General features: G+C 73.1%; 11 protein-coding genes. 8 read left to right on the top strand and 3 right to left on the bottom strand.

The annotated features are described in order from the left end of the window. Positions 1 to 37 precede the first annotated feature (37 nt). The 4 genes from AB0O53_RS01695 (at position 38) to AB0O53_RS01680 (ending at position 8,994) form a co-directional block, all read left to right on the top strand. Positions 38 to 2,491: a trypsin-like serine protease gene (locus AB0O53_RS01695; RefSeq protein ID WP_365192676.1), complete on the top strand. Its 2,454-nt coding sequence runs from the start codon at positions 38 to 40 to the stop codon at positions 2,489 to 2,491. A 77-nt stretch (positions 2,492 to 2,568) separates the two neighbouring features. Continuing rightward, complete coding sequence (locus AB0O53_RS01690) at positions 2,569 to 4,575, top strand: RICIN domain-containing protein (protein WP_365192674.1); 2,007 nt, start codon at positions 2,569 to 2,571, stop codon at positions 4,573 to 4,575. A 76-nt stretch (positions 4,576 to 4,651) separates the two neighbouring features. Next, complete coding sequence (locus AB0O53_RS01685; RefSeq protein ID WP_350988821.1) at positions 4,652 to 6,976, top strand: FG-GAP-like repeat-containing protein; 2,325 nt, start codon at positions 4,652 to 4,654, stop codon at positions 6,974 to 6,976. 266 nt (positions 6,977 to 7,242) lie between these two features. Continuing rightward, on the top strand, positions 7,243 to 8,994 hold the full coding sequence (locus AB0O53_RS01680) for a BCCT family transporter (RefSeq protein WP_350989669.1): 1,752 nt from the start codon (positions 7,243 to 7,245) through the stop codon (positions 8,992 to 8,994). A gap of 84 nt (positions 8,995 to 9,078) precedes the next feature. On the opposite strand, the gene AB0O53_RS01675 is transcribed toward AB0O53_RS01680, so the two are convergent. After that, a complete protein-coding gene (locus AB0O53_RS01675; protein WP_350988819.1) occupies positions 9,079 to 9,801 on the bottom strand; it encodes an SDR family oxidoreductase in 723 nt (240 codons plus the stop codon). A 316-nt stretch (positions 9,802 to 10,117) separates the two neighbouring features. Between AB0O53_RS01675 and AB0O53_RS01670 the strand changes: the two genes are divergently transcribed. Both AB0O53_RS01670 and AB0O53_RS01665 read left to right on the top strand, forming a co-directional pair. Then, on the top strand, positions 10,118 to 10,753 hold the full coding sequence (locus AB0O53_RS01670; RefSeq protein ID WP_365192671.1) for a hypothetical protein: 636 nt from the start codon (positions 10,118 to 10,120) through the stop codon (positions 10,751 to 10,753). 125 nt (positions 10,754 to 10,878) lie between these two features. Continuing rightward, complete coding sequence (locus tag AB0O53_RS01665) at positions 10,879 to 11,103, top strand: DUF6243 family protein (protein WP_350988815.1); 225 nt, start codon at positions 10,879 to 10,881, stop codon at positions 11,101 to 11,103. Between the two features lie 36 nt (positions 11,104 to 11,139). Here the strand turns inward: AB0O53_RS01665 and AB0O53_RS01660 are convergent, their stop codons facing one another. Further along, the gene (locus AB0O53_RS01660; RefSeq protein WP_365192669.1) at positions 11,140 to 11,697 is read right to left on the bottom strand and encodes a TetR/AcrR family transcriptional regulator; all 558 of its coding nucleotides are present in this window, start codon (positions 11,695 to 11,697) and stop codon (positions 11,140 to 11,142) included. 323 nt (positions 11,698 to 12,020) lie between these two features. Here AB0O53_RS01660 and AB0O53_RS01655 point away from each other — a divergent pair, with 323 nt between their 5' ends. Together AB0O53_RS01655 and AB0O53_RS01650 are read left to right on the top strand one after the other, a co-directional pair. Beyond that, positions 12,021 to 13,757 (top strand): amidase, encoded by a 1,737-nt coding sequence (locus AB0O53_RS01655; RefSeq protein ID WP_350988811.1) that lies wholly within the window; start codon positions 12,021 to 12,023, stop codon positions 13,755 to 13,757. Positions 13,758 to 13,971: 214 nt separating this feature from the next. Further along, a complete protein-coding gene (locus tag AB0O53_RS01650; protein ID WP_350988809.1) occupies positions 13,972 to 14,178 on the top strand; it encodes a hypothetical protein in 207 nt (68 codons plus the stop codon). Here AB0O53_RS01650 and AB0O53_RS01645 read toward each other — a convergent pair. Further along, on the bottom strand, positions 14,162 to 17,482 hold the full coding sequence (locus AB0O53_RS01645) for an AfsR/SARP family transcriptional regulator (RefSeq protein ID WP_365192667.1): 3,321 nt from the start codon (positions 17,480 to 17,482) through the stop codon (positions 14,162 to 14,164). The two genes, AB0O53_RS01650 and AB0O53_RS01645, sit on opposite strands and share 17 nt — an antisense overlap. Positions 17,483 to 17,492: the final 10 nt, after the last annotated feature.

Raw genomic sequence — 17,492 nt, 5'->3', positions numbered from 1 at the left:
ACGACATCGGCAATCTTTCCTACTCCGAAAGAAGACCATGCCTGAAACTCGTCCCCTCCCCACGCGGACGACCGGTCTGCTCATGACGGCCACCGCCGTCGCGGCGAGCCTCGTGTCTGCCGCCCCTGCCCAGGCCGTCACGGGTCCCGAAGCACCCGCCGGCCGGTACGCCTTCACCGCAGCCCTCGTCGTCGGCAACGAAACCAACGGCCGCGGCTGCAGTGCGGTCCTGGTCGACCCCCGGTGGGTCCTGACGGCCGCCAGCTGCCTGGCGTCCACCCCCGGCAAGCCTGTCGCCGCCGGGAAGCCCGCGCAGAAGACCACCGCCACCTTCGCCGGGCAGGCCCGCGACGTCGTGGAGGTCTCCGCGAGCGCCGCCGATCGCGACCTGGTCCTGGGCCGGCTGGCCTCTCCCGTCACCGACGTCGTCCCGGTCAGGCAAGCCGCCGCCACTCCCGCGGCCGGTACCGAGCTGACCGCGGCGGGCTTCGGGCGCACGACGACGGAGTGGGTGCCGGGCAAGCTGCACACCGGCACGTTCACCGCGAACTCTTCCGACGCGACCAGCCTCTCGATCACCGGCAAGGGTGCGGACGCCCTCTGCAAGGGCGACACCGGAGGCCCCCTCCTCAACGCCGCCGGTGAGCTCGTGGGCATCAACAGCCGCTCCTGGCAGGGCGGCTGCCTCGGTAGCCCCGCTGCCGAGACCCGTACCGGCGCCACAGCCGCCCGTACCGACGACCTCGCGGCGTGGATCGGATCGGTCACCGCCCCGCGCACCGGCGACCAGGTGTCCCTGCTGGCCGGTGGCGGCGGAGCGATGTGGTCCCAGTTCGGGGACCTCGGCCACGGGGAGTACGGCCGGTCCTGGGCGAAGGTCGACGGCAAGGACGTGTCCCGCGTGGCGACCGTCCGCGACGGCGACACGGTGCGTGCCTACGCGATCGTCGACGGCCGGGTCTACAGCCAGGATCTCGACCTGGCGGCGAACGGACGGTGGTCCGGCTGGGGCGAGGTGCCCGGTGGGGCTGCCGGCGCAAAGGACATCGCCGCCTCCCTGGTGGGCCCCCGAGTCCACGTCCAGATCGTCGGCGCCGACGGCAACCTCCACGCGCAGGTCGCCGACTACCGGGCCGGCCGCTGGAACGACCGGTGGGACGCGGTCGGAGCATCCGGGCTGACCCGTGTCACCAGCGCGCCCGCCGGTCCCTTCGTCCGTGTCCAGGCCGTCGCCGACGGGCGCGTCTACGGTCGCGACTTCGACACCCGCACCAACAGTTGGACGTCCTGGGGTGAAATACCCGGTGGCGCAGCCGGCGTCAAGGACATCGCTTCCAGCATGGTCGGCAACAACGTGCAGGTGCAGATCATCGGCGGTGACGGCGCCCTGTGGACCCAGTTCGGCAACTACGACGCCGGCCGCTGGAACGACGCATGGAGCAGGGTCGGCGGCACCGGCCTGACGAACATCACCAGCGCCCCTTCGGGCAACGCCGTCGAGCTCTACGCGACCGACGCCGCGGGCAGGGTCGACAACGCCCGGCTCGACACGGGCACCGGTACCTGGAGCGCGTTCCGGGAAGTCAGGGGCGGCATCTCCGGCGTCGGCGACGTGTCCGCCGCGATCCTGGCCGCACCCTCCAAGGTGACGCTGGCCGCTACCGCGGACAACGCACTGGCCGTCCAGACCGGCACCCTGGCCACCGGCGCCTTCGGGGCGCGATGGAACAACGTCGACGGTCTCCCGATCACCAAGCTCACCAGCGTCGACACCGGAAGCACAATCCGCTACGTCGGCGTCGCCGGCGGCCGGGTCTACGACCGCGAGTACAACCCGACCACCAACGTCTGGGGCGGCTGGACCGAGGTGCCGGGCGGCGCCGCAGGCGTCAAGGACATCTCCGCCACCATGATCGACAACGTGCTGTACGTGCAGATCGTGGGGGCCAACGGCGACCTCCACACGCAGGTCGGCAACTACAACTCCGGCTGGTGGAACACCAACTGGGCCGCCGTGCCGGGATTCACCGGTCTGACCAACCTCACCTCCGTCAAGGCCGGCCCCTACGTCCGCCTCTACGGCATCGCCGGCGGCAAGGTCTACGGGCGTGACCTCGACACCCGCAACAACACCTGGAACAACTGGGGCGACATCCCCGGCGGGATCACCGGCGCCAAGGACATCACGGTCTCCCGCGTCGGAGCCACGGTGCAGATCCAGGTCATCGGCTCCGACGGCGCCCTCTACAGCCAGGCGGGCGACTACCTCGCCGGCGCCTTCAAGCCGTCCTGGACCAAGGTCGGCGGCACGGGACTGACCCGCCTCTCCAGCGCCTCCGCCGCCGGCAACGTCAACGTCTACGCGATCGGCGCCGCCGGCAAGGTCCAGAGCACGACCCTCGACACCACCCTGGGCACGTGGACCGCCTGGCGCCAGGTCCCCGGCACTGTCGCCACGCCGGCCGACCTCACCGCCACCACCACCCGGTAACACCCCCGTCGCCGACCCGTCCGCGCCGCGGCCTTCTCCCTCCGGCGCGGACGGGACAGCCCCTCATAAGGATCAACATGCCCGCAAACGGTTCACGCGTCGCGTGGGCTGCCACGCTGATCGCCTCCTCGGTGGGAACCGGCCTTCTCGCCGTGAGTCCCGCCCTCGCCCTCAACGGGAGCGACGCCCCCGGCACCGACCACGCCTTCGCGGCGAAGCTCACCATCGGTGACAGAGCGGCCTGTTCAGGCGCCCTGGTCGACGCCCAGTGGGTGATCACCGCAGCGTCCTGCTTCCGCAGCGGCTCCGCACCGGTACCGGCCGGCAGGCCCGCCGTGAAAACGACGGTGACCGTGGGCCGCACCGATCTCACCCGGTCCACGGGCACCGTGGTCGATGCCGTGGAACTGGTACCTCACACGGACCGGGACCTGGTGATGGTCAGACTCGGCTGGCGGGTCGTCGGGGTGGAACCGGTCAAGGTCGCCACCGCAGCCCCGGCGATCGGTGAGACGCTCACCTCACTCGGGTTCGGGCGCACGAAGTCGGAATGGGTCCCGAACAAGGCGCACACGGGCTCCTTCACCGTGGCCTCGGCCGAAGGCGGCGCGCTCGGACTGGACGCGTCGGGCGATGCGGTGGTCTGCAAGGGCGACAGCGGTGGCCCGGCCCTTCGCAAGAAGGACGGCGGCCTGGAGCTGGCCGCGGTCAACTCGCGATCCTGGCAGGGCGGATGCCTGGGAACCGATCCGGCCGAGAAGCGCACCGGGTCGCTCGCCGTCCGTGTCGACGACATCGCGGCCTGGGTGGAGCAGGTACGCAGGACCACACCTGCGGTACGCCTGGCGGCCCTCGTGCCCAACGTCACCGACGTGATCGCCTCGGGTGACTTCAACCACGACGGCCGCAGTGACGTCGCGGCCGTCACCACCGACGGAAACCTCCACACGTTCGCCGGCCGCCCCGACGGCACTTTCGAGTACGGCCGCCCGCTGTGGCGGGCCGACGGCACCTGGGCCCCCGCCAAGAAGATCATCGGGGGTGACTTCAACGGAGACGGGTACACCGACATCGCCTCCGTCTGGAGCGACGGCGCTCTGCGCCTGTACGCGGGACGCCCCGACGGCAGCCTGGCCGCGGGCAGGGTGATGTGGACGGGCGGGACCGCCAACTGGGACGCCATGCGCCAGCTGGAGCGGTACCGGGCAACGGGCTCCGACCGCGACGGGCTGCTCGCCGTCTGGGGTACGGGGGACGCCAAGGGGTCGCTCCACGCCTACTCCACCGGTCCCGACGGCGTACTGACCGGCGAGCGCCGGAAGATGTGGCCGGACAACACCTGGCTGGGCATTCAGAAGATCGCCTCCGGTGACCTCGACAACGACGGTCGGGACGACGTCGTCGCCATCGCCCCCGACGGCGCCCTGCGCCGCTACAGCGGCAACACCGCGGGCGGACTCGACGCCGGCGCCGCGATGTGGCCCGACAAGACGTGGAACAACATGCCCGTCATGCTGGCCGGTGACTTCGACGGCGACGGCAGGACCGACCTCGGCGGCCTGTGGAGCAACCAGCAGCGCTTCAACCTCTACAAGGGCAACGGCCAGGGTGCCGTGGCCCTCGGCACCAACGCCTGGCCCTCGCCCTTCCCCCTGCCCGCCGGCGGTCAGATCCGCAACGCGAACAGCGGCAAGTGCCTGGAGATCATCAACTCCAGCAAGGACAACAGCGCCATCGCCCAGCAGTGGACCTGCGGCGCGCAGCCCGGCGCGAAGTGGGAGTTCCGCCCGACGGCCACCGCCGGCGTCCACCAGATCGTGAACGTCAACAGCGGCAAGTGCCTGGAGATCATCAACTCCAGCAAGGACAACGGGGCCCGCGCGCAGCAGTACACCTGCCGCGACATCCCCACCATGCTCTGGACGATCAAGCAGGCCGGCAACACCGTCAGCCTGAACATCAGCAACGTCAACAGCGGCAAGACCCTGGAGATCAGCGACTCCGGCAAGGACAACGGCGCACCCGCCCAGCAGTGGGCGCACCATGCCGACCCGTCCTTCGCGACCCAGAGCTGGCACCTGTAATCCGCGCCGACCACCCCGGCCGGTCCGTCTCGCCGTGACGGCGGGACGGGCCGGCCCATCGCTCCAAGGAACCCTCATGTCTGCTTCCCGTCCGCGGACCGCGCGGATGACCGGCCTGCTCGCGGCCGCCACAGCCGTCGCAGCCGGTCTCACATCGGCCGGACCGGCCCAGGCCCTTACCGGCCCCGAGGCCCCGAACGGCCGGTTCGCCTCCGCCGTCAGGCTGAACGTCGGAGACGAGGCCACCGGCCGGGCCTGCACCGCAGCGCTCGTCAACGAGTGGTGGATCGCCACCGCCGCCAGCTGCTTCGCCGCCACCGCGGGCCGGCCGGTGCCGGCCGGAGAGCCCGCGGCGAAGTCGACCGTCACCCTCGCGGACGGCCGCGCCCTCGAGGTGTCCGAACTCGTTCCGCGCACTGATCGTGACGTGGTTCTGGCCCGTCTGCGCGTGCCCGCCCGGGGTGCGGCCACGGTCAAGACCGCCGCCGCCGTCCCCACGGCCGGAGGCGACCTCACTGCCGCCGGTTTCGGCCGTACGAAGACCGAGTGGGTGCCCGGCAAGCTCCACACCGGCACGTTCGCGGTCGCCTCGACCGACGCCACCACCCTGACGATCACCGGCAAGGGCGGCGACGCGATCTGCAAGGGCGACACCGGCGGCCCGCTGCTGAATGCGGCCGGCGAGCTCGTTGGAGTCAACAGCCGCTCCTGGCAGGGCGGTTGCCTCGGCACCGCCCCCGCCGAGACCCGCACCGGTGCCGTCTCCGCCCGCACCGACGACCTCGGCCAGTGGATCGCCACCGTGACCGATCCGATGCTGATCCGTCCCGGCCAGATCATCGAGTCGGGCACGACCCTGGTCGGCAAGAACCTCAAGCTCTCCATGCAGGCCGACGGCAACATGGTCATCTACCACAACAGCGGTGGTGAGGGTAAGGGCGCCGCGCTGTGGTCATCCAGCACCTACGGCAACCCGGGCGCCTACGCGATCATGCAGGCCGACGGCAACTTCGTCGTCTACAAGAAGGACGGCGGGGACGGCAGGGGCGGCCACCTCTGGTCCACCGCCACCTTCGGCAACGCGGGCGCCTACCTGCGCTTCCAGAACGACGGCAACCTCGTCGTCCACAGGAAGGACGGAGGCGAGGGCGCCGGCGGCGGGCTGTGGTCGTCGGAGACCGGAATGCGTCCGAACACCCTGCCCGGCGACGGCCGCCTCCCGGCCGGCTTCTGGGCCGACAGCCCCCACAGGATCCTGGTCATGGCGGGCGACGGGCGTCTGTACATCTGGGACAAGGACCAGGCCAAGCAGGTGTGGAGTTCCGACGCCGCCGGCGGCGTCGGCTCCTACCTCTCCATGCAGCGTGACGGCAACCTCGTCGCCTACCGCAAGGGCGGCGGCGAGGCGACCGGCAACTCCTACTGGTCGACGGCCACCTTCGGCAACCCCGGTGCGTACCTGACCTTCCAGAGCGACGGCAACCTCGTCGTGTACAGGAAGGAAGGCGGCGAGGGCAAGGGGGGCGCCCTCTGGGCCAGCGGAACCCTGCCCGCCGACCCGCGTCCCTCCGCGGCGGTGAACGAGGCCGGCGGCAGCGACCGCGTGCGCTGGGCGGACTTCGACGGGGACCGCAAGCCCGACTACATCACCATCGCCGACAACGGGGCCGTGTCCGTGTGGCTGAACCGCGGCGGCGACCCTGCCGGCGCGAACGGCTGGCAGGGCATGGGCCAGGTCGCGGCCGGTACGACCACCGACCGCTCCCGGGTCCGTCTGGCCGACTTCGACGGGGACGGCAAGGCCGACTATCTCGTCGTCAATCCCAACGGCTCCGTGAACGTCTGGCTCAACCGCGGAGGCGACAAGGTCGCGCCCTGGAAGCCCCTCGGCCAGGTCGCCACCGGCCTCACCACGGACCCCGGCAAGGTCCGCTTCGCCGACTGGGACGGCGACGGCCGCACCGACTACCTCGTCTTCAACGACAAGGGAGCCGTCGACGTCTTCCTCAACCGGGGCGGCGACCAGGTCGCCCCCTGGCAGGGCATCGGCCGTGTGACGACGGGCGCCACCACCGACCCCGGCCGGGTGCGGTTCGCCGACGGCGACGGCGACGGCAAGGCCGACTACTACGCCGTCGCCGCCGACGGCAAGGTCGACCTCTACCTCAACCGGGGCGGCGACGTCGTCCCGGACAACGGCTGGAACGTCGTGGGCCGGATCACGGGTGGACGGACCACCGACCACACGAAGGTCCAGTTCGTCGACTTCAACGCCGACACGCACGCCGACTACGTACTCGCCGGCACCGGCAGCAGCGCCTCCGTCCTCGCCTGGAACGGCGGCGACCCCGCCGGCGGCAACGGCTGGATCGACCTCGGCAGGGTCGCCAGCGGCGCCTGATCACCATCCCGGGTCCGGGAGTACGGCCCGCCGCCCGCTGCCCACCCCGGGAGCGGACGGCGGGCTTCTTTGCGGTCGCGCCTCCTTTCGCCGTCGGCGGCACCCGTACGGCGTAACCGGCCGGGCGGCCGGGCCCGGTGGACGCCTGTTGCTACCGGGGCGGGTGTACGCGCCGTGATACGGGATACAAGAGGCAAATCGGTCCATGCTCGTGAAAGGTGCCGCCCGTGTCCCAGGAGGAGCGCAAACGGAGGCAACGGCTGCGGCTGCCCGTGAAGGCGGCCCTGCCCGGTGCCCATCCGCACGAGGACGCCGCACCCGTCACCGACCGGGTCGTCTTCGGCGTGACCGCCGTACTGACCCTCGGCTTCGTCCTCTGGGGCGTCACGGCCACCAGCACGCTGGAGAGCGTCTCCGACACCCTGCTCAACGGCCTGATGCACAACGCCGGCTGGGCCTTCGTCCTGGCCGCCTCGGGGTTCGTCGTCTTCGCCCTGTGGCTCGCCGTCAGCCGGTACGGGCGGATCGAGCTGGGTCAGGAGCACGAGAAACCGGAGTTCAGCACGGTCTCCTGGGTCGCCATGATGTTCAGCGCCGGCATGGGCATCGGCCTGATGTTCTACGGCGTCAGCGAACCCCTCGCGCACTACACCGACCCGCCGCCGGGCACCGCCCCCGCCGACTCGGCGGACGCCATGCAGACGGCGCTGGCCACCACGCTCTTCCACTGGACCCTGCACCCGTGGGCCATCTACGCGGTGGTCGGCCTGGCCATCGCGTACAGCACCTTCCGGCGCCGGCGGCGGCAGACGATCAGCGCCGTCTTCGTCCCGCTCCTGGGGAAGAAACGGGCCGAGGGCGCACCCGGCCGGGTGATCGACATCCTGGCGATCTTCGCCACGCTGTTCGGCTCGGCCACCTCCCTGGGGCTCGGCGCGCTCCAGATCGGCAGCGGCATGCACGAGGTGGGCTGGCTGGACAAGGCCGGCACGGGGCTGCTCGTCGCCATCATCGCGGTGCTGACGGTCTGCTTCGTCTTCTCCGCCGTCTCCGGTGTGGAGAAGGGGATCCAGTGGCTGTCCAACATCAACATGGTGCTGGCCGTGACCCTCGCGGTCTTCGTCTTCGTCGTCGGCCCCACGATCCTGGTCCTCGACCTGATCCCCACCTCCCTCGCCGCGTACTTCGAGGAGCTGCCCCAGCTGGTCGGCCGCACCGAGGCGTCGACGGGCGGCGGTGACGTCGCCGACTGGCTGAGCAGCTGGACGGTCTTCTACTGGGCCTGGTGGATCTCGTGGACGCCGTTCGTCGGCATGTTCATCGCCCGCATCAGCCGGGGCCGTACGATCCGCCAGTTCATCGGCGGTGTCATCCTGGTGCCGAGCGCCGTGAGCCTGGTCTGGTTCGCCATCTTCGGCGGTACGGCCATGCGGCTGCAGGAGCAGGGCGACCTCGGCGACGCGACCACCCCCGAGGCGCAGCTCTTCGGCGTGCTGCAGGAGTTCCCGATCGCCGGCGTGATGAGCCTGCTCGTGATGGTCCTGGTCGGGATCTTCTTCGTCTCCGGCGCCGACGCGGCGTCGATCGTCATGGGCACCCTCTCCCAGAAGGGGTCCTTCGAACCCGCCCGGCTCGTCGTCGTCTTCTGGGGCGTGGTGACCGGCGGTGTGGCGGCCGTGATGCTGCTGGTCGGGGAGGGCAAGGGCGACGCCCTCGCGGGTCTGCAGCACTTGACGATCCTCGTCGCCGCGCCCTTCGTCGTCGTCATGATCGGCATGTGCTGGGCCCTCCTGCGGGACCTCCGCAAGGACCCGCTCATCGTCCGGGGCGAGCTCGCGGAGGAGGCCATGGAGGAAGCCGTGATCGCGGGCCACGAGAAGTACGCGGGCGAGTTCGAGATCCGCATCGGCCCGGCGCAGGACGAACCGCCCGGGCGGACGCAGGACGTGCCGCCCGGGCCGGCGCAGGACGACCGCGACCGCGGGGGCGACGCGGGAGCCCCACCGGCCGGCACCTGACCGGCCGGCACCTGACCGGCTCGACGGCGTGCCAAGAGGCCGGCCGGCGCCCCTGGGGCCCCGGCCGGCCGGTGGCGCGTGCGGTCAGGCCTCCTGGCCGGTGGCGGCCAGGACGATCTCGCGGACCGTGACGTTGCGGGGCCGGCCGTAGGCGTACGCGATGGCCGCGGCCACCTCGTCCGGGTCCAGCGCGCCGCCCGCCGACTCCTTCCACGCCTGGTAGTCGCTCTTGATCCGCTCGTCGCTGGTGTGCGACAGCAGTTCCGTCTCCACGGCCCCCGGCGCCACCGTCACCACCCGGACCCCGGTGGCGGCCACCTCCTCACGGAGGTTCTCCGACATCGAATGGACGGCGAACTTGGTGCCCACGTAGGCCGCGTGGTTCGGGAACGTCTTGCGGCCGGCCACCGAGCCGATGTTCACGATGGTGCCCGCGCCCCTCCCGACCATCGCGGGCAGCACCGCGCGGGTCGCGTAGAGCAGCCCCTTGACGTTGATGTCGAGCATCCGCTCCCACTCGTCCACGGGCTGGTCGGCGATCCTGCCCAGCAGCATCGCGCCCGCGTTGTTGACCAGCAGGTCCGTCGGCCCGTACCGCTCCTCGGCCTCCCGCACGGCGGCCTCCACGGCCGCCCGGTCGGTGACGTCGACCTTCCGGCACAGGGCGTCGGGCAGTCCGAGTGCCTCCAGCCGCTCCAGCCGGCGGGCCAGCAGGAGCAGGGGATGGCCCTGGGCGGAGAACAGCCGGGCGGTGGCCGCACCGATACCGGAACTGGCACCGGTGATCACGATCAAGGGCTTGGGCATACCGGTCGGGGACCTTTCCCTGGGGCTCGGCGACGAAGGGAGCCTGCGGCACGCACCGCCGGCTCCCGTCCCAGGAGACCACCGCGGACCGGACCCCGCCCCCCGGCCACGGGGCGTGGTCCCGCGCGACCGTCCCGGATCCCCCCGCACGGCGCAACGCCGCACACCGGCAGGCTGCATTCCTCCGCGGCGAACATCGCCGAAGGAGAGCGTTTTGGTTGAGAGTCGGCCGGGAGGCCACTTGAATGCCGTCGTGACCACGAGACCGCTGGACAGCTCACAGACCATCGCCGGACGAGCCTCACTCCATGAGGTCATGGAACGTCTGCGACGCCGCAGACCGGTGTTCCACTCCGAGGCCGACCTCCAGCACGGTTTCGCGAGGGTGCTGTGGGAGCTGGTGCCGGAGGTGGAGTCCCGGCTCGAGGTCCCCCAACGGCGATCGGACAGGACCGAGTACCTGGACTTGCTCTGCACGGGCCCGGAGGCCGGTACCTGCGTCGAGTTCAAATACTTCACCCGCCGCTGGGAAGGCGTGGCCGGCGACCCGTCCGAGCCCTACGCCCTGCGCGCGCACGCGGCCACGGACCTCGCCCGCCTGCACTTCGTCCGGGACATAGCCAGGCTGGAGCGCTTCTGCGTTCGGACCGACCGGAACGGCCTCGCCCTGATGCTGACCAACGAACCGGCGTTGTGGACGCCACCGGCTCCCGGTGACCGGACCACTCGTGATCACGAATTCAGGATCCACGCAGGGAACGAACTCACCGGAACGCGGCTGTGGGCGAAGGGCGCGTACGAACCGAACACGTGCGTTCTGGGCGGCACCTACCCCCTGGTGTGGGATGCCTACTCCAAGCAGGACGGACCCGGCGGCGAGTTCCGCTATCTGGCCGTCTTCGTCAGCCCGTCGCCCGGCGCGACCGCATCCGGCCGACAGGCGCCCGTGTGACCCGCCGGGGCGGCGGAGGGTGTGGCGCGCGGGGGCGGCGGGACCGGGTAACGTCTCGTTGTCATGTTCTTCCAAAGGGCGATCATGAATTCGCAGATCACTCCACACCACCACCGGGAGAACCGATGACCGACAGCAAGAACATCAACAACCCCGTCGGCCAGGGTGGCGGCCAGCGCAAGAAGCTGTCTCGGACCGAACGGCAGAACAACGGTCCGCACCGCAACCTCGACCGCCAGGGTGCCGCCGACAAGAAGGCGGAGCTGGTGCGCAAGATGCGCGAGAAGGCCCGCGCCGCCGAAGCCACCGAGGCCGCCGCGCAGGCGGGCGACGACACCGCCCGCAGCTGACGCTCCGCGGCACGCGCGGGGCCGGGCCCGCTGCCGTCAGGCCCGGCCGGCCGGACGCAGTTCGCGTTCGAGGGCGGACAGCGCGAACGCGTGCGCGGAGGTGTTCTGCCAGCGGGACCGCCCGAACATCACGTCCTCGGAGATCCCGCTCAGCATGGCCACGGCCCGGATGGTGAACCCGGGGAGGTCCACCTCGGCGAAGTGTCCGAGGTCCCGCCCCTCCCGGACGATGGCCTCCAGGCGCTCGTCCCAGCCGTCCAGCAGCTGGGTCAGGACGCGCCGCCCCGCTTCGTCGTGGCGCTGGGCCAGTACCTGCGTCCACAGCGCGTACCGCTCGTCGCCCTGGTGGCGGGGCAGGTAGGCCCGCACGAACAGGTCGAGCCGCTCCGCGGGCGACGCGGCCCGGTCCGCGGCCTCCTGGAAGCGGGCCCAGAGGTCGGCCTGGCTCCACGCGAGGACTTCGAGCAGGAGCCGGTCCTTCTTGCCGAAGTGGTACAGGATGTGGCCGGTGCTCATCCCCGCCCGCGCCGCGATGTCGGACATCCGCAGGGCCGCCGTGCCCTTCTCCGCGATCACGCTGATGGCGGCGCGCATCGCCCGCTCCCGCGCCTCGTCCCCGCTGGGCTGACGCTTCCTGTCGACCGGAACCCGGGCCGCGGACCGGGAGGCGGCCGCAGCGCCCCTCGGAAGGCGGTCGGGCAATGCGGGGCCGGGGCCGGTCTCTGACGTCGGCATGGGCTCACTTTCGGTTCCGGAAATCCAGGTCCCAAGTCTAGGTTCCAAAAATCTAGACCATTAGTCTAGACTGAAAATCAAGTCAGATCGATGGAGCGATGGGGAGTGTGACGGCCGCCTGTGCACGGCCGCCCCGACGGCCAGCGGCCCGCCTGTTCCCTCACCACCCTGGAGACACCCACATGACGCGCGGATTCGATGTCGTGGAGACCTGTATCGCCGACCTGCGCGCGGCGCTGGAGAAGGGCGAGACGACCTCGGTCGGCCTGCTCGACGCCTACCTCGCCCGGATCGAGGCCTACGACCGGCCCGGGAGCGCCACCGCCCTGAACGCGATGGTCGTGATGAACCCGGCCGCCCGTGCGGAGGCGGAGGCCTCCGACGCGCGCCGCGCGCGGGGCGAGACGCTCGGACCGCTGGACGGCATCCCCTACACCGCGAAGGACAGCTACCTCGCCGAGGGGCTCACGGCCGCGTCCGGCTCCCCCGCCTTCGAGCACCTCGTCGCCCAGCGCGACGCCTTCGCCATCGAGCGGCTGCGCGCGGGCGGAGCCGTGCTCATCGGCCTGACCAACATGCCGCCCATGGCGAACGGCGGCATGCAGCGCGGCGTGTACGGCCGCGCGGAGAGCCCGTACAGCGCCGACTGGCTCACCAGCGCCTACGGCTCCGGCTCCTCCAACGGCTCCGGCACGGCGACGGCGGCGTCCTTCGGCGCGTTCGGCCTCGGCGAGGAGACCTGGTCCTCGGGCCGGGCGCCCGCCTCGAACAACGCGCTGTGCGCCTACACGCCCAGCCGCGGCGTGATCTCGGTCCGCGGCAACTGGCCGCTCGTGCCGACCATGGACGTCGTCGTCCCGCACACCCGCACCATGGCCGACCTGCTGGAACTGCTCGACGTGATCGTCGCCGACGACCCGCACACGCGCGGGGACCTGTGGCGCGCCCAGCCGTGGGTGGAGCTGCCCCCGGCGTCGCGGGTACGGCCCGCCTCCTACCCGGCGCTCGCACCCGCCGACGGCGAGGCCGCGCACGGCGCGCTCGCCGGCAAGCGCGTCGGCGTCCCCCGGATGTACATCAACGCCGACCCCGGCGCCGGAACCAACCCCGAGGGGGGCATCGGCGGCCAGACCGGGCAGCGGATCGACACCCGTCCCTCGGTGATCACCCTGTGGGAGGCCGCCCGCCGGGACCTGGAGGCCGCCGGCGCCGAGGTGGTCGAGGTCGACTTCCCCGTGGTGACCAACTACGAGTCCGACCGCCCCGGAGCGCCCTCGCTGCTCACCCGCGGGCTGGTCGGCCGCGAGTACCTCACCTTCGAGATCGAGGACCTGTCCGCCTGGGCGTGGGACGACTTCCTGCGCGCCAACGGCGACCCGGCGCTCTCCACCCTGGCCGAGGTCGACGGCGCCCGCATCTGGCCCAAGCAGGAGGGCGAGCTGCCCGACCGCTACGAGGGCTTCGACGACACGATCGGCGACTACCCGCGCTTCGTGCGCGAGCGCCCGTACGCGTCCCTCACCGACATGCCGCACCTGGAGCAGGGGCTGCGCGGTCTGGAGGAGACGCGCCGCGTCGACCTGGAGGAGTGGATGGACGGGCTGGGCCTGGACGCCGTGGTCTTCCCCGCGGTCGCCGACGTCGGTCCCGCCGACATGGACGTCGACGAGGCGTCCGCGGACCTGGGCTGGCGCAACGGCGTCTGGGTCGCCAACGGCAACCTGGTCCCCCGCCACCTCGGCATCCCGACCGTCACCGTGCCGATGGGCACCATGGGCGACACCGGCATGCCCGTCGGGCTGACCTTCGCGGGCCGCGCCTACGACGACAACGCCCTGCTGACGCTGGCCGCCGCCTTCGAGCGCACCGGCAGCCGCCGCACGGTGCCGCCGCGTACGCCGCGCCTCGCGGCGCAGTGACTCGCGGCGCAGTGAGGCGCGGCCCAGCGACCTGACGGAGCCCTCCGTGCCGATCCGACCGCTTCCGCCGACGCCCGCGGCGGAAGCGGTCGGACGGGCCGGGGAGGCGGCGTATATGAAACGTAGATGGCCTGCTGCGAGTCTCCTCGGCAGAACCGCCCGCTAGCCAGCCAGGGGCCGCACACGGCACCTGGACCGATAGACAGGATCCACCGTGCCGCACATCCGCACGTCCGTCACGCGCCGTCCGGCCCTCCTCGTCCCCGCCGCGTTCCTCGCGTTCCTCGCGCTGCTCGCCGTCGGCGCGACCGCCGGGGCCCCCGTCCTCACCGCGGACCGCGGCACGAGCGTCTCGGCCGACGGCGGCGGCACCGTGCCCCGCCCGCGGCTGGACCACAACGAGTTCAACAGCCGAGCCTGACCGGCACGCCCGTGTCCAGCAGGGCGCGGGCCTCCTCGGCTTCCGGGAGGCCCGCCCGCTCGAACACCTCCAGCGCCTCGCCCGCGTGCCCGAGCCCCTCCTCGCGCCGGCCCGCCGCCAGGCAGACCCCGGCGTGGATCAGCAGGGCGTAGCCGCGGTCCCGGCCCCGGCCCGGCGCCGCGCGCAGGTGGGCCAGGGCCCGGGCGGAGGCCTCCAGCGCCTCCCGGGGCCGGCCGAGGTCGCTCAGCGTCCGGGCGCGGCGGTAGTCGGCCTGCGCCCGCTGGCCCGGGATCCGGACCGCGTCGCACAGGGCGAGGCACTCCTCGTACGCGGCGAGCGCCTCCTCCAGCCGGCCCAGCTCGTGCAGGGCCTGCCCGCGCACGCACAGCGCGTGGGCGACTCCGTGGTGGTCGGCCATGTCCCGCAGGGCCTCCAGGGCCTCCGCGCACGCGGGCAGCGCCTCGGCCGCCCGGCCGCCGCGGACCCGGGCCAGGGCGGCGTTGAGGGTGATCGTCAGGGCGCCCGAGCGGTGTCCCTGCTCCCGCGCCAGGACGAGCGCCTCGTCGAAGCACTCGGCGGCCTCGCCGAAGCGGTGCTCGAACTGGGCGATCACCCCGAGGTCGTTGTACGCCTGCTGCAGGATCGCCCGGTCGCCCGCCCGGCGGCAGGCCCGCACGGCCAGCTCGGAGGCGGCGCGGGCCCGGCCCAGATCGGTGGCCTGGAGCGCCGCGTTCCCGGTGAGGAAGTGGGCGCGTCCTGCCGCGCGGTCGTTGCCGCGCAGCGCGGCGGCCCGGGCCAGTTCGGCGGCGGTCGCGGTGATCCGCGCGTAGGGGATGTCCTGCCCGAACGAACTGAGCGCGACCAGCAGGTCGGCGGCCGTCGTCAGCTGCTCCGGGTCCGCGGCGTCCGGCCGCCGCACCACGAACTGGACGGCGTGCAGTGCGCAGTCGAACTCGGCGACGACCCACGCGCGGGCCTCGGTCAGGTCCGCGAGGCGTCCCTCCCCCGGTTCGGCGGCCGCCGCGACGATCGACCGGTGCACCGGGTCCCCGGGGATCATCCACTGGAAGGCCTCGGCCGCCATGCCCAGCAGGTGGTGCAGGAGGCGTTGCTGCACCGGCGGGCCGGGCTCGCCGACCGGGGCGGGCAGGTTGAGCGCGAAGTCCCGGCCCAGCTCGTGGTGGCGGTAGCGGCCCGGCTCCGGTGACTCCAGCAGGGCCGCGTCCACCAGGGCTTCGAGCAGTTCCTCGGCCTCCGGCTCGGCCAGGTCCAGGGCGGCCGCCGCGGCGGCGAGCCCGATGCCCGGCCGGGAGACGGGGGCGAGGCGGCGGAACACGTTCGCCTGCGGCCCGGTCAGCTGGCGGTGGCCCAGCTCGAAGACGGCGGCCACGGCCAGGTCGTCGGCGCGCAGTTCGCTCAGCCGGCGCCGCTCGTCGGCGAGGCGGGCCACCAGGTGCGCGACGGTCCATCCGGGCCGGGCGGCGAGGCGGGCGGCGACGATGCGGACCGCCAGCGGCAGCCGGGCGCAGGCCTCGACCAGCGCGGCCGCGGCCTCCTCCTCGCAGTCCACCCGGTCGGCGCCGACGATCTGGCGCAGCAGCCCGAGCGCCTCCGCCGGGGTGAACTCCTGGAGCTGGACGTGGCGTCCCGACAGCAGCCCGCCCAGGCGGGCCCGGCTGGTGACGATCACGGCGCAGCCCGCGGCGCCCGGGAGCAGCGGCTTGACCTGGGCGATGTCCCGGGCGTCGTCGAGCAGCAGGAGCAGCCGGCGGCCGTCCAGGACGGTGCGGAAGAGGCGGGCGCGGTCCTCCGTCGAGGGCGGCACCTCACGGCGGGGCACGCCGAGGGCGCCGAGCAGGCTGGCCAGGACGGTGCCGGGGTCGGCGGGGTCGCTGCCGGTGCCGCGGAGGTCGGCGTAGAGCTGGCCGTCGGGGTAGGCGTCCTTGACGTGGTGTGCGACCCGCAGGGCCAGGGCGCTCTTGCCGATGCCGCCCATCCCGCTCACGGCCGCGACGGCCAGGGCGGTGCGGGCCGGGTCGCTCAGGACACCGGTGAGGGCGGCGCGTTCGGCGGCGCGGCCGCCGAAGTCGGCGATGTCGGCCGGGAGCTGGGCGGGCCGGACGTACCCGGCCGCGACCGGACCCGGCACCTGCCCCCGCGCGGGGTCGGGCGCTGCGGCAGCCCCGGACACCGGGGTACGGGACCCGTCCTGCCTGCCCGCACGGTCGGCTCGCGGGTCGTCGGCCCGCGCGGCCCCGCGGGCCCCGGGCACGCGGGGGTCCCCGGTGGCCGCCGCTCCCCCGGCCCCGGGCGCCTCCGCCGCACGGGTTCCGGGCTCCCCGGCCGGACCGGTGCCGTACGCCTCCGCCCGCCCTGCGGCGGGCGCCTCCGCGTACCCGGGCGGAGCACCGGCTCCCGGGGCCGGCGCCGGGAACTGCTCCGGCCCCGCGGGCGCGCCGCCGGAAGCCGGCGCTCCGCCCGGGGCGAGGCCGTGGCCTCCCCCGGATGCCGTCGGCGCGGCGCCCGCGGGCGCGGCCGGGAGCCGTGGGGGCGGCCCGTCCCCGCGGCCGGGGGCCGGGGACGGGGTGGCGGGGAGCAGGGCCGGGTCGCCCGACAGGATGCGGGCGTGCAGGGTGCGCAGGTCCGGGCCCGGGTCCAGGCCGAGTTCGTCGGCCAGCACCTCGCGGGCCCGGCCGAAGACGGCGAGGGCGTCGCCCTGCCGGCCCGCCGCGTACAGCGCGCGCATGAGAAGCCCGTACGGGCGCTCCCGCAGCGGCTCCTCGCGGATGAGGGCGGTGAGTTCGGGGACGGCCCGCTCGTGCCGCCCGAGCAGCAGGTCCACCCCGAGGCGCTCCTCCAGCAGGTGCAGCCGCAGCTCCGCCAGGCGCGAGCGCTGGCTCTCGGCGAACGGCCCCGGCACCCCGGCCAGCGGCTCGCCCCACCACAGGGACCCGGCCTCGGCCAGGGCTTCGGCGCAGGCCTCCAGCTCCCCGACCGCGTAGGCGCGGGTGGCCTTCGCTGCCAGCTCCTCCGCGCGTACGGCGTCGACCGAGCCGGGCGGCACCGCGAGCCGGTAGCCGTCGTTCGCGGACTCCAGGATCTGGGCCCCGGTCTTCCCGGACTCCCCGCCCTCCAGCAGCTTGCGCAGTCGCCAGACGTAGGTCCGCAGGATCATCACCGCGGAGCCCGGGGCGGACTCGCCCCAGAGCGCGGCGGTCAGTTCGTGCAGCGGCACGACATGGCCCGCGCGGAGCACCAGCACGGCGAGGGTCGCCTGCTGCTGCGGCGGTCCAGCGGTCAGCACCGGTCCTCCG

Source organism: Streptomyces erythrochromogenes (genome assembly GCF_040684695.1).
GTDB lineage: Bacteria > Actinomycetota > Actinomycetes > Streptomycetales > Streptomycetaceae > Streptomyces > Streptomyces erythrochromogenes_C.
Note: the sequence above shows the minus strand (reverse complement) of the source record. Positions and strands in the feature narration are given on the sequence as shown.